General features: G+C 47.9%; 10 protein-coding genes. 9 read left to right on the forward strand and 1 reads right to left on the reverse strand.

Annotated elements, in window-relative coordinates; all coding sequences use genetic code 11:
- The 9 genes from ACSTTG_RS23030 to rpoC form a co-directional block, all read left to right on the forward strand.
- Positions 1 to 318 (forward strand): EF-Tu C-terminal domain-related protein (locus ACSTTG_RS23030; protein WP_497583979.1); only part of this gene is annotated, 318 nt, incomplete at its 5' end.
- A 243-nt stretch (positions 319 to 561) separates the two neighbouring features.
- The gene (secE, locus tag ACSTTG_RS23035) at positions 562 to 942 is read left to right on the forward strand and encodes a preprotein translocase subunit SecE (protein WP_438459897.1); all 381 of its coding nucleotides are present in this window, start codon (positions 562 to 564) and stop codon (positions 940 to 942) included.
- 13 nt (positions 943 to 955) lie between these two features.
- A complete protein-coding gene (gene nusG, locus ACSTTG_RS23040; protein ID WP_438459898.1) occupies positions 956 to 1504 on the forward strand; it encodes a transcription termination/antitermination protein NusG in 549 nt (182 codons plus the stop codon).
- 146 nt (positions 1505 to 1650) lie between these two features.
- Entirely contained in the window at positions 1651 to 2079 is a 429-nt protein-coding gene (gene rplK, locus ACSTTG_RS23045; RefSeq protein WP_164649291.1) for a 50S ribosomal protein L11, read from the forward strand.
- Between the two features lie 4 nt (positions 2080 to 2083).
- Positions 2084 to 2788: a 50S ribosomal protein L1 gene (gene rplA / locus ACSTTG_RS23050; RefSeq protein WP_438459899.1), complete on the forward strand. Its 705-nt coding sequence runs from the start codon at positions 2084 to 2086 to the stop codon at positions 2786 to 2788.
- 270 nt (positions 2789 to 3058) lie between these two features.
- Positions 3059 to 3553, forward strand: a complete 495-nt coding sequence (gene rplJ, locus ACSTTG_RS23055; RefSeq protein ID WP_438459900.1) for a 50S ribosomal protein L10 — start codon at positions 3059 to 3061, stop codon at positions 3551 to 3553.
- Between the two features lie 57 nt (positions 3554 to 3610).
- Positions 3611 to 3979 (forward strand): 50S ribosomal protein L7/L12, encoded by a 369-nt coding sequence (gene rplL, locus ACSTTG_RS23060; protein WP_438459901.1) that lies wholly within the window; start codon positions 3611 to 3613, stop codon positions 3977 to 3979.
- Positions 3980 to 4216: 237 nt separating this feature from the next.
- Entirely contained in the window at positions 4217 to 8245 is a 4029-nt protein-coding gene (rpoB, locus tag ACSTTG_RS23065) for a DNA-directed RNA polymerase subunit beta (RefSeq protein ID WP_438459902.1), read from the forward strand.
- A 102-nt stretch (positions 8246 to 8347) separates the two neighbouring features.
- Complete coding sequence (gene rpoC / locus ACSTTG_RS23070) at positions 8348 to 12550, forward strand: DNA-directed RNA polymerase subunit beta' (protein WP_438459903.1); 4203 nt, start codon at positions 8348 to 8350, stop codon at positions 12548 to 12550.
- A 396-nt stretch (positions 12551 to 12946) separates the two neighbouring features.
- On the opposite strand, the gene rsd is transcribed toward rpoC, so the two are convergent.
- Positions 12947 to 13441 carry a sigma D regulator gene (gene rsd, locus ACSTTG_RS23075; protein WP_438459928.1) on the reverse strand — a complete coding sequence of 165 codons (495 nt, stop codon included), beginning with the start codon at positions 13439 to 13441 and terminating at the stop codon, positions 12947 to 12949.
- Positions 13442 to 13582: the final 141 nt, after the last annotated feature.

Genomic DNA, 13582 nt, shown 5'->3' on the forward strand with positions numbered 1-13582 from the left:
GGTCAAGTTCTTGCAGCTCCTGGCTCAATCAACCCACACACTAAGTTCGAGTCTGAAGTATACGTACTTTCTAAAGACGAAGGCGGCCGTCACACTCCTTTCTTCAAAGGCTACCGTCCTCAGTTCTACTTCCGTACAACTGACGTAACAGGTGACATCCAACTACCAGATGGCGTTGAAATGGTAATGCCAGGCGACAACGTTCAAATGACTGTTGAGCTAATCGCTCCAATCGCTATGGACGAAGGTCTACGCTTCGCAATCCGTGAAGGTGGCCGTACTGTAGGTGCTGGTGTTGTAGCTAAAATCTTTGATTAAGATTTGACGAAACACTACTAAAAAGGGCATCATTTGATGCCCTTTTTCTGCGCTGAAACAAGAGACTATTGCTTTCAACTAATAATTTCTTGTTTTAGCGTCGAGTTTCAATTGAGTTAAGCACTTGATTGCTAAGGTAGTTGTCGTTTATTTCTCAGATTGGATAAACTACAAAAAAATAGTGAGCCCTGCTACAGCGGGGCTGTTGTCGTCTATATTTAAGACTTATTACAGGTTGGTTTTATGAAAGCAAATAATGCTGAAACTCCTGAAAGCTCGAATGGCGCAGACACAATTAAGTGGATCGTCGCTTTTGCGCTGGCCGCTGCCGCTGTCGTAGGTAATTACCTGTATGGCGAAATGTCTGTAGTGATCCGAGCTGCAGGTGTTGTTGTTCTTATTGCTGCTGCTCTTGGCGTAGCTGCAACAACAATGAAAGGTAAAGCTGCGATTAGCTTTGCGAAAGAATCTCGTATGGAAGTTCGCAAGGTTGTTTGGCCGACTCGTCAAGAGACAACGCAAACAACGCTAATCGTTTTGGCTGTAAGTATTGTAATGGCTCTAGCTTTGTGGGGCATCGACGGCATCATGGTTCGTCTGGTTGCTTTCATAACTGGGGTATAGAGGGTTTTTATTCATGAGTGAAGCTCCAAAAAAACGCTGGTATGTAGTTCAAGCCTTCTCTGGTTTTGAAGGTCGTGTTGCTCAATCTCTACGTGAGCACATCAAGATGCACGACATGGAAGAGTTGTTTGGTGAAGTACTGGTTCCAACTGAAGAAGTTGTTGAGATGCGCGCAGGTCAACGTCGCAAGTCTGAACGCAAGTTCTTCCCTGGCTACGTTCTTGTTCAGATGATCATGAACGACGAGTCATGGCACCTAGTGCGCAGTATTCCGCGCGTAATGGGCTTCATTGGTGGTACCTCTGATCGTCCAGCTCCTATCACTGATAAGGAAGCTGACGCGATTCTTAATCGTCTTGAGAAGGCGAGCGAAGCACCTCGTCCACGTACTATGTACGAAGCGGGTGAAGTGGTTCGTGTGAACGACGGTCCATTTGCTGACTTCAACGGTACCGTTGAAGAAGTGGATTACGAGAAGAGCCGCCTGAAAGTGTCTGTATCGATCTTTGGTCGTGCAACACCGGTTGAGCTTGAATTTGGTCAGGTTGAAAAACTTGATTAAAAAAACACCTTTTTAGGGTTGTTTAAGGCGCGAATTATGACTATAATTTCGCGCCTTTTTACAGCAATGCTGTAAAAAAGTTCTTTATGAAATCACGGGGAGCTGACCAATCGGTTAGCGATTGAACCCAAAACTTAGGATATATCATGGCTAAGAAAGTTGAAGCTTATATCAAACTGCAAGTTGCAGCTGGTATGGCAAACCCAAGTCCACCAGTTGGTCCTGCTCTAGGTCAACACGGTGTTAACATCATGGAATTCTGTAAAGCGTTCAACGCGAAAACAGAATCTATCGAGAAAGGTCTACCTACTCCTGTTGTTATCACTGTATACAACGACCGTTCTTTCACGTTCGTAACTAAGACTCCACCTGCTGCAGTTCTTCTTAAGAAAGCGGCTGGCGTTAAGTCTGGTTCAGGTCGTCCAAACACTGAAAAAGTTGGTACTGTAACTGACGCTCAGCTACAAGAAATCGCAGAAACTAAAGCTGCTGATATGACTGGTGCTGACATCGAAGCGATGAAGCGTTCTATCGCAGGTACTGCTCGTTCAATGGGCCTAGTGGTAGAGGGTTAATAAGATGGCAAAACTAACTAAGCGCATGCGCGTAATCCGCGAAAAAGTTGACGTAACTAAAGAATACGAAATCAACGAAGCTGTAGCTCTTCTTCAAGAACTAGCAACTGCTAAATTCGTTGAGTCTGTAGACGTTGCTGTTAACCTAGGCATCGATGCTCGTAAATCTGACCAGAACGTACGTGGTGCAACTGTACTACCTCACGGTACTGGCCGCGACATCCGCGTTGCAGTGTTCACTCAAGGTGCAAACGCTGAAGCAGCTAAAGAAGCTGGCGCAGACATCGTTGGTATGGAAGATCTTGCTGAGCAAGTGAAGAAAGGCGAAATGAACTTCGACGTAGTTGTTGCTTCTCCAGATGCAATGCGCGTTGTAGGTCAGCTAGGTACTATCCTAGGTCCTCGCGGTCTAATGCCAAACCCGAAAGTTGGTACTGTAACTCCTAACGTTGCTGAAGCGGTTAAGAACGCTAAAGCTGGTCAGGTTCGTTACCGTAACGACAAGAACGGTATCGTACACACGACTATCGGTAAAGCTAACTTCTCTGCAGAGCAGATCAAAGAGAACCTAGAAGCTCTTCTAGTGGCTCTGAAGAAAGCTAAGCCATCTTCAGCGAAAGGTACTTTCCTGAAGAAAGTAAGCATCTCTACTACTATGGGTGCTGGTGTTGCGGTTGACCAAGCGAGCCTTGATACTCAAGCAAGCTAATTCAATTTGCAAAGGCGCAAAATTTGTGTATAATTTTGCGCCTAATATTTGTGGTTGGGGCTGAGTTAATTCTCACCGAATTAGTCTCCAGTCTCCGTCCAAGACCGTAGGTGTTTGACTCGTCAAACTTAATCATCCTACGTAGATGGTGCCCGAACTGACTGAAAGATTTATTTTTATAAGTAAACTTTCTTCTGGGACTGCACCTAATAAGCTCTCACTGTCGTGATGATAGTGAGTGGTGTAACGACAACCAGGAGTAAATCCAAGATGGCTTTAAACCTTCAAGACAAAAAAGCAATTGTTGCTGAAGTCAACGAAGCAGCCAGTGGTGCACTTTCTGCAGTTGTAGCTGACTCTCGTGGCGTTGAAGTTGGCGCAATGACTGTTCTACGTAAACAAGCTCGTGAAGCTGGCGTTTACATGAAAGTCGTGCGTAACACTCTAGCGCGTCGTGCGGTTGAAGGTACTGAGTTTGAGTGTCTAACTGACACTTTCACTGGTCCTTCTCTAATCGCTTTCTCTAACGAGCACCCAGGTGCTGCAGCGCGTCTTTTCAAAGACTTCGCTAAAGAGAACGACAAATTTGAGATTAAAGCTGCTGCATTTGAAGGCGCAGTTACTGATGCTGAAGTACTAGCGACACTACCAACTTACGACGAAGCAATCGCACGCCTAATGATGTGCATGAAAGAAGCTTCTGCTGGCAAGCTGGTACGTACTATCGCTGCACTCCGCGACCAAAAAGAAGAAGCTGCGGCTTAAGCCTTGCTTTTCACTGGTTGCTATTTAAACTTATTGTTGACTTAAAAGAGAATTGTTATGTCTATTACTAACGAGCAAATCCTAGACGCAGTTGCAGAAATGTCTGTAATGCAAGTTGTTGAACTAATCGAAGCTATGGAAGAGAAATTCGGCGTATCTGCTGCAGCTGCTGTTGTAGCTGGCGGCGCTGCTGGTGGCGAAGCTGCTGCTGAGCAAACTGAATTCGACGTAGTTCTTGAGTCTGTTGGCGGTAACAAAGTTGCTGTTATCAAAGCTGTTCGCGGCGCAACTGGCCTAGGTCTTAAAGAAGCTAAAGCACTAGTTGATAGCGCTCCAGCTCCTCTAAAAGAAGGCATCGAGAAAGATGAAGCTGAAGCTCTTAAAGCTCAGCTAGAAGAAGCTGGTGCAACTGTTGCAGTTAAGTAATTATTACTTAAGCTTCTTAGCCTAACGGCTAATGGCTGGTGGTTTTATAACCACCGGCCTTTTTGCGCTGTAGGGTCCAGGCGAATTTTCCCGCTGTTTTTCGCGCCTCACCCTAGCAAAAAAGTATCGCATTGCCACTCAGTGCGCTGCTCCTTCAGAAAAAACAGTCGTTATTAGTCACTGTCTCAATACGATTCGAGACAGTTTGGGTCACTTATCAGCGAGCTGAGGAACCCCATGGTTTACTCTTATACCGAGAAAAAGCGCATCCGTAAGGACTTTGGTACTCGTCCACAAGTTTTGGACATTCCATACCTGCTATCGATCCAGCTCGATTCGTTCGACAAATTCATCGAACAGGATCCTGAGGGACAATACGGTCTTGAGGCTGCGTTCCGTTCTGTATTCCCAATTCAGAGCTACAACGGCAATTCTGAGCTGCAATACGTTAGCTACCGTCTTGGTGAGCCAGTTTTTGACGTTAAAGAATGTCAAATCCGCGGTGTAACTTATTCAAAACCACTACGCGTGAAACTACGCCTAGTTATCTTTGATAAAGACGCGCCAGCAGGTACTGTAAAAGATATTAAAGAACAAGAAGTCTACATGGGTGAGATCCCACTCATGACAGACAATGGTACCTTCGTAATCAACGGTACCGAGAGGGTTATCGTATCCCAGCTGCACCGAAGCCCTGGCGTATTCTTTGACAGCGATAAGGGTAAGACCCACTCATCGGGTAAAGTACTTTATAACGCACGTGTGATTCCTTACCGTGGTTCATGGCTCGACTTCGAGTTTGACCCTAAGGATAACCTATACGTACGTATCGACCGTCGTCGTAAGCTACCAGCTTCAATCATCCTTCGTGCCCTAGGCAAGTCGACAGAAGAGATCCTAGGTCTGTTCTTCGAGAAGGTGAACTTCGAAGTGAAAGATCAAACTCTACTTATGGAGTTGGTTCCTGATCGTCTACGCGGTGAAACTGCGTCATTCGATATCGAAGCGAACGGTACGACTTACGTTGAGCAAGGTCGTCGCGTAACGGCTCGTCACATCCGTCAACTTCAAAAAGATGGCGTTGAGCACATCGAAGTACCTGTAGAGTACATCGTTGGTAAAGTTGCATCGAAAGATTACATCAACGAAGCAACTGGCGAGATCATCGTTGCAGCGAACCAAGAGCTAAGCCTAGAGGCGCTGGCTCACCTGTCTCAAGCAGGTCACAAATCTCTAGAAGTTCTGTTCACCAATGACCTAGACCACGGTCCGTTCATGTCTGATACGCTACGTATCGACAGCACGGTTGACCGTATCTCTGCGCTAGTTGAAATCTACCGCATGATGCGTCCTGGTGAGCCGCCAACGAAAGAAGCGGCAGAAGCCCTATTCGAGAGCCTATTCTTCTCTGATGAGCGTTACGATCTATCGACCGTTGGTCGTATGAAGTTCAACAGCTCTATCATGCGTGAAGATGCTCAAGATCAGGGTATCCTAGACGAAACTGATATCATCGAAGTGATGAAGAAGCTGATCGCTATCCGTAACGGTATTGGCGAAGTGGATGATATCGACCACCTAGGTAACCGTCGTATTCGTTCTGTGGGCGAAATGGCTGAGAACCAATTCCGTGTTGGTCTAGTACGTGTTGAGCGTGCCGTGAAAGAGCGTCTAAGCCTAGGCGACCTTGATGCGATCATGCCTCAAGACCTAATCAACGCGAAGCCAATCTCAGCGGCAGTGAAAGAATTCTTTGGCTCTTCACAGCTGTCTCAGTTTATGGACCAAAACAACCCGCTATCAGAAGTAACGCACAAGCGTCGTATTTCTGCGTTGGGTCCTGGCGGTCTAACTCGTGAGCGTGCTGGCTTTGAGGTACGTGACGTACACGTAACTCACTACGGTCGTCTGTGTCCGATCGAAACGCCTGAAGGTCCAAACATCGGTCTGATCAACTCTCTATCTGCGTTTGCGCGTTGTAACGAGTATGGTTTCCTAGAGACGCCATACCGTCGCGTTGTAGATGGCATCGTAACTGACGAAGTAGATTACCTATCTGCTATCGAAGAAGGTCAGTTCGTTATCGCTCAGGCTAACACCGTACTGACTGGCGAAGGTACCTTCGCTGAAGAGCTAATCACTGCTCGTCAGAAAGGTGAATCGGGTCTACACCCACGCGAAAACGTCGACTACATGGACGTTGCAACTAACCAGGTTGTATCTATCGCTGCGTCGCTTATCCCGTTCCTAGAACACGATGATGCGAACCGTGCATTGATGGGTGCGAACATGCAACGTCAGGCTGTTCCTACACTTAAGGCTGACAAGCCACTAGTAGGTACCGGTATCGAGCGTAACATCGCGGTTGACTCGGGTGTAACTGCTGTTGCTAAGCGTGGCGGTATGATCCAGTCTGTGGATGCTTCTCGCATCGTAGTTAAGGTTAACGAAGATGAGCTGATCCCTGGCGAAGCTGGTATCGACATCTACAACCTAACTAAGTACACACGTTCGAACCAAAACACGTGTATCAACCAGCGTCCTTGTGTGATGCCGGGTGAACCAGTACTGCGTGGTGACGTGCTAGCTGACGGTCCTTCAACCGACCTTGGTGAGCTTGCACTTGGTCAGAACATGCGTATCGCATTCATGCCTTGGAACGGTTACAACTTCGAGGACTCGATCCTAGTATCTGAGCGCGTAGTTCAAGAAGACCGCTTCACGACTATCCACATTCAAGAGCTTTCTTGTGTGGCGCGTGATACCAAGCTGGGTGCTGAAGAGATCACGGCTGATATTCCAAACGTAGGTGAGTCTGCTCTGTCTAAACTAGACGAGTCAGGTATCGTTTACATTGGTGCTGAAGTGAAGGGTGGCGACATCCTAGTTGGTAAAGTAACCCCTAAAGGTGAAACCCAGCTTACTCCTGAAGAGAAGCTACTACGTGCGATCTTCGGTGAAAAAGCATCAGATGTTAAAGATACATCACTGCGTGTACCAAACTCTGTTTCAGGTACCATCATCGACGTTCAAGTCTTCACTCGCGATGGCGTAGAGAAAGACAAGCGTGCGCTTGAAATCGAGCAGATGCAGCTGAAAGAAGCGAAGAAAGACCTAACTGAAGAGTTCCAAATTCTTGAGGGTGGCCTTCTTAACCGTGTTAAAGCACTTCTAATCGAAGGCGGCTACACGGAAGCGAAACTAGACACTATCGAACGTAAGAAGTGGCTAGAGCTGACGCTTGAAGACGATGCACAGCAAACTCAGCTAGAGCAATTAGCCGAGCAGTACGACGAGCTTAAAGCGGACTTCGATAAGAAGTTTGAAACTAAGCGTCGCAAGATCACCCAAGGTGATGATCTAGCGCCGGGCGTACTGAAGATCGTTAAGGTTTACCTAGCGGTTAAGCGTCGCATCCAGCCTGGTGATAAGATGGCGGGTCGTCACGGTAACAAGGGTGTAATCTCTAAGATCAACCCTGTTGAAGACATGCCATACGATGAGACTGGCCAGCCAGTAGATATCGTACTTAACCCACTGGGTGTACCATCGCGTATGAACATCGGTCAGATCCTAGAAGTACACTTAGGTCTGGCGGCGAAAGGTATCGGTGACAAGATCAACCAGATGGTTAAGGAGCAGCAAGAACTGGCTAAGTTCCGCGAGTTCCTACAGAAGGTTTACGATCTTGGCGACACGCGTCAGAAGATCGACGTTGCAGCTCTGTCTGATGACGAAGTTCGCACTCTGATCAAGAACCTGCGTGGCGGTCTACCGATCGCGACACCTGTCTTCGACGGTGCATCTGAGCGTTCAATCAAAGACCTTCTAAAACTAGGTGGCCTGCCAGAATCTGGTCAGCTAACTCTGTTTGATGGTCGCACTGGTGATGCGTTTGAGCGTCCTGTAACTGTAGGTTACATGTACATGCTGAAACTGAACCACCTTGTTGATGACAAGATGCACGCACGTTCGACTGGTTCTTACAGCCTAGTAACTCAGCAGCCACTTGGTGGTAAAGCTCAGTTCGGTGGTCAGCGTTTCGGTGAGATGGAAGTATGGGCACTAGAAGCATACGGTGCCGCTTACACCCTTCAAGAAATGCTAACCGTCAAGTCGGATGACGTGAATGGCCGTACTAAGATGTATAAGAACATCGTAGATGGCAACCACAGCATGGAACCTGGCATGCCAGAATCGTTCAACGTATTGTTGAAAGAGATCCGCTCGCTAGGTATCAACATCGAGCTAGAAGACGAAGAGTAATCCCTTTCCCCAAGGCTTTGGCCTTGGGGAGGCAAAGCGATTATTTAGTAGAAGGCGCTCATCGAGAGGTGGGCTCCTTTTAACTCCTTACAGGAGCTGATTGTGAAAGACTTATTAAACTTTCTAAAAGCACAGCATAAGACCGAAGAGTTTGATGCAATCAAAATCGGTCTTTCTTCACCAGACATGATCCGTTCATGGTCTTTTGGTGAAGTTAAAAAACCTGAAACGATCAACTATCGTACGTTCAAACCTGAGCGCGATGGTCTGTTCTGTGCGCGTATTTTTGGTCCAGTTAAAGACTACGAATGTCTTTGTGGTAAATACAAGCGCTTGAAGCACCGTGGTGTTATCTGTGAGAAGTGTGGCGTTGAAGTTACACAAACTAAAGTTCGTCGTGACCGTATGGGCCACATCGAGCTTGCATCACCAGTTGCTCACATCTGGTTCCTAAAATCACTGCCGTCTCGTATCGGTCTACTGATGGATATCCCACTGCGTGATATCGAGCGTGTTCTTTACTTCGAAATGTACGTAGTAACTGAGCCGGGTATGACGGATCTAGAGAAATCTCAGATGCTTACTGAAGAAGAGTATCTGGATCGTCTAGAAGAGTGGGGTGATGAGTTCACTGCGAAGATGGGTGCAGAAGCGATTAAAGATCTATTGAGCACAATGGATCTGCCTTCTGAGATCGAGCAGATGCGCGAAGAGCTAGAAACGACTAACTCTGAAACTAAGCGTAAGAAGATCACTAAGCGCTTGAAGCTTGTTGAGGCATTCGTTCAATCAGGTAACAACCCTGAGTGGATGATCCTAACTGTGCTTCCAGTTCTTCCGCCAGATCTACGTCCTCTAGTACCACTAGACGGCGGTCGCTTTGCGACCTCTGATCTGAACGATCTTTACCGTCGCGTGATCAACCGTAACAACCGTTTGAAGCGTCTTCTAGAGCTAGCGGCTCCAGACATCATCGTACGTAACGAAAAGCGTATGCTGCAAGAGTCTGTTGATGCCCTTCTAGATAACGGTCGTCGCGGTCGTGCGATCACAGGTTCGAACAAGCGTCCTCTGAAATCTCTTGCTGATATGATCAAGGGTAAACAAGGTCGTTTCCGTCAGAACCTTCTAGGTAAGCGTGTAGACTACTCTGGCCGTTCTGTAATCACAGTAGGTCCATACCTTCGTCTACACCAGTGTGGTCTTCCGAAGAAGATGGCACTAGAGCTATTCAAACCATTTATCTACAGCAAGCTAGAGACTCGTGGCATGGCGACGACAATCAAAGCTGCGAAGAAGATGGTAGAGCGCGAAGAAGCGATCGTTTGGGATATCCTAGACGAAGTTATCCGCGAACACCCAGTACTGCTAAACCGTGCACCAACACTTCACCGTCTTGGTATCCAGGCGTTTGAACCAGTACTAATCGAAGGTAAAGCGATCCAGCTACACCCACTTGTGTGTGCGGCGTATAACGCGGACTTCGATGGTGACCAAATGGCGGTACACGTGCCTCTAACTCTAGAAGCACAGCTTGAAGCTCGTACCCTGATGATGTCGACCAACAACATCCTGTCGCCAGCATCGGGTGATCCGATCATCGTACCTTCTCAGGACGTTGTATTGGGTCTTTACTACATGACACGTGACAAGATCAACGTGAAAGGTGAAGGCATGTACCTTGCTGGCCCAGAAGAGGCTGAGAAGGCATACCGCACTAAGACCGCTGAACTACACGCTCGCGTTAAAGTACGTATTACTGAAACTGTCGTTGACGAAGATGGCAACAGCACAACTGAGACCAAGATGGTGGACACCACTATCGGTCGTGCAATGCTATGGCAAATCGTTCCAGCAGGCCTGCCTTACAGCCTAGTTAACCAAAAACTAGGTAAGAAGCAGATCTCTAACCTGTTGAACGAGGCGTACCGTAAACTGGGTCTGAAAGACACAGTAATCTTCGCTGACCAAATCATGTACGCTGGTTTTGCTTACGCAGCACTATCAGGTGTTTCTGTAGGTATCGACGATATGGTTGTACCTGCTGCGAAATACACTGAGATCTCGGAAGCAGAAGAAGAAGTTCGCGAAATCCAAGAGCAGTTCCAATCTGGTCTGGTAACCGCGGGTGAGCGCTACAACAAAGTGATCGATATTTGGGCATCGACCAACGATCGCGTAGCGAAAGCGATGATGGAAAACCTTTCATCTGAAACGGTAGTGAACCGTGACGGTGAAGAAGAGCAGCAAGAGTCATTCAACAGCATCTACATGATGGCGGACTCGGGCGCTCGTGGTTCTGCAGCTCAGATTCGTCAGCTAGCGGGTATGCGTGGTCTGATGGCACGTCCAGATGGTTCAATCATCGAGACGCCAATCACCGCGAACTTTAAAGAAGGTCTAAACGTACTTCAGTACTTTATCTCAACGCACGGTGCTCGTAAGGGTCTTGCGGATACGGCACTGAAAACTGCGAACTCGGGTTACCTAACTCGTCGTCTAGTAGACGTAGCGCAGGACGTTGTAGTTCACGAACACGATTGTGGCACGCACGAAGGTGTAGACATGATGCCGCACATCGAGGGTGGTGATGTTAAGGTAGCCCTAACAGAACTTGCTCTTGGTCGTGTTGTTGCTGAAGACGTACTTAAGCCTGGTACTGAAGATGTTCTGATCCCACGTAACACTCTAATTGATGAGAAGTGGTGTCAGATCATGGAAGAGAACTCAGTTGACTCGATGAAAGTGCGCTCGGTAGTAACCTGTGACTCTGACTTCGGTTGTTGTGCACAGTGTTACGGTCGTGACCTAGCACGTGGTCACCTAGTGAACCAAGGTGAAGCAGTGGGCGTTATCGCTGCTCAGTCTATCGGTGAGCCGGGTACACAGCTTACGATGCGTACGTTCCACATCGGTGGTGCGGCATCGACAGCAGCAGCTGAGAACAGCATCCAAGCGAAGACAACAGGTACTGTTAAGCTTCACAACGCTAAGTTCGTAATCAACAAAGACAAGAAGCTTGTGATCACTTCTCGTGCCTCTGAACTAACCATCATTGATGAGTTCGGTCGTACTAAAGAGAAGCACAAACTGCCTTACGGTTCTATCCTGTCGAAAGCAGACGACGATGCAGTTACTGCTGGTGATACAGTAGCGAACTGGGAAGCGCACACCATGCCAATCATCACTGAAGTGGCAGGTCGCATCCAATTCGTTGACATGATCGACGGCGTAACGGTTGCTCGCCAAACAGATGACCTAACCGGTCTATCTTCAAGCGAAGTAACTGACGCGGCAGCTCGCCCGGCAGCTGGTAAAGATATGCGTCCAGCTATCAAACTTGTTGACGAGCAAGGTAACGATGTAATGATCCCTGGTACTGAAATGCCAGCTCACTACTTCCTACCTGGTAAAGCGATCGTGAACATGGAAGACGGCGCAGAAGTTGGTATCGGTGATACCCTTGCACGTATTCCTCAGAAGTCTGGCGGTAACAAAGATATCACCGGTGGTCTTCCACGCGTTGCGGACCTATTCGAAGCTCGTAAGCCTAAAGAGCCTGCGATCCTTGCTGAGCACACAGGTACTGTGTCATTCGGTAAAGAGACCAAAGGTAAGCGTCGTCTAGTGATCACTCGTGATGGCGGCGATACGTACGAAGAGATGATTCCTAAACACCGTCAGCTTAACGTGTTTGAGGGTGAGAAGGTTGAACGTGGTGACGTGATCGCAGATGGTCCTGAGTCTCCACATGACATCCTACGTCTACGTGGTATCCACGCGGTAACTCAGTACATCGCGAACGAAGTACAAGAAGTTTACCGTCTACAAGGCGTTAAGATTAACGATAAGCACATTGAGACTATCGTTCGTCAAATGCTACGTAAGTGTACTATCACGCACGCAGGTGACTCTGAGTTCCTACCTGGCGAACAGCTAGAATACGCGAATGTTAAGATTGCTAACCGTGAACTAGAAGCTGAAGGCAAAGAGCCTGCACGTTTCGAGCGTGAGCTACTAGGTATCACTAAGGCATCTCTAGCGACAGAATCGTTTATCTCTGCGGCATCGTTCCAGGAGACAACACGCGTTCTAACTGAAGCTGCGGTTTCTGGTAAGAAAGATGACCTACGCGGTCTGAAAGAAAACGTTATCGTGGGTCGTCTGATCCCAGCTGGTACCGGTTTCGCTTACCACCAAGACCGTCAAGCGAAGCGCGCAGAAGAGCAAGAAGGCCCATCAGCAGAGCAAGCTACGGACAACCTAGCAGCCCTACTGAACGCTGGCTTCTCATCTGACGAGTAATCGCCAATCGCTTTAGCTTAGGCTAGCAAGTTGATTGATAAGAAGGCATCCAATTATTTGGGTGCCTTTTTTTTGTCTTGCGAATAACGTGGTTAAGGGGGGCGAGGAGCGAGGACGCTAACGCTCCGGGGTACGAGGAGTTTCTTTGTGTAGTTGACGGTTGTGTAGCATCTTTGGGTGCGGGGAGTGAGTGCACTATCGCTCCGGAGTACGAGGGCTTTCTTGATGGTGTTGACTGTTTTGGAGCATCTTTATGATGGAGAGCACTAGCTATCAAAGTAGGGAGACTACTTGAGCTTATGAGAGCGAGGGGTTGCCACAACCTGTTACCACTCGCTCCTCGAAGGGCGAAGCCCGCCCCCGAACCTCGCACCCTGAAGGGCGAAGCGCTTCGCGCTACGCGCCTGGCGGGATAGCCAAACTATCCGCAATCAACTGAATCAAGTTATCTTCTTGCGCAAACCTCACCTCGAGAATTTCACCCAATCTGGACAGGTCATCTTCAAGGCTATCTAGGTTGGTTTCTTGGTTGGTTTCAGCGTAGTTGTCGGTGAAGCTGAGAAGAGGCTCGGTGGTTAAGACAATTTTGGCGTAGGCTTGATCAATTTCTTCAGTGGCTTTGAAGCCTGTCGAGCGCCATTTGTCCATCACCATGTCGTAGATCTTGAAATGGCCTGCTGAGATATAGTCCACCAAGTGCTGACAAAATTGCTGCAGTTCATCGGGGGAGGGCAGCGTGGCAAGCTTGTTGCTGTTAGGCGTGGTTTGGAGATTCGCCAGCTTACAGTACTCAACGATTAGAGATTGACGAGTATCCAACCAGTGATCGATGACGTCACTTGAGCCACCCCATTGATCTTGCGTTTGTTTCAGTTTTCTCAACATACGTATTACCCTCTCGTTCGGCACACTAATGAGTGCCCGAATTTGTGTGCTTTGGTAGGCACCTTCTATAGGATTACCAATGCGTGGTCATTTAGGTTCATAACCTATCGATAAGACTGCATTTGTTTTAAAGTGGTATGATTTTAG

Source organism: Vibrio glycogenivorans (genome assembly GCF_051660965.1).
Classification (GTDB): domain Bacteria; phylum Pseudomonadota; class Gammaproteobacteria; order Enterobacterales; family Vibrionaceae; genus Vibrio.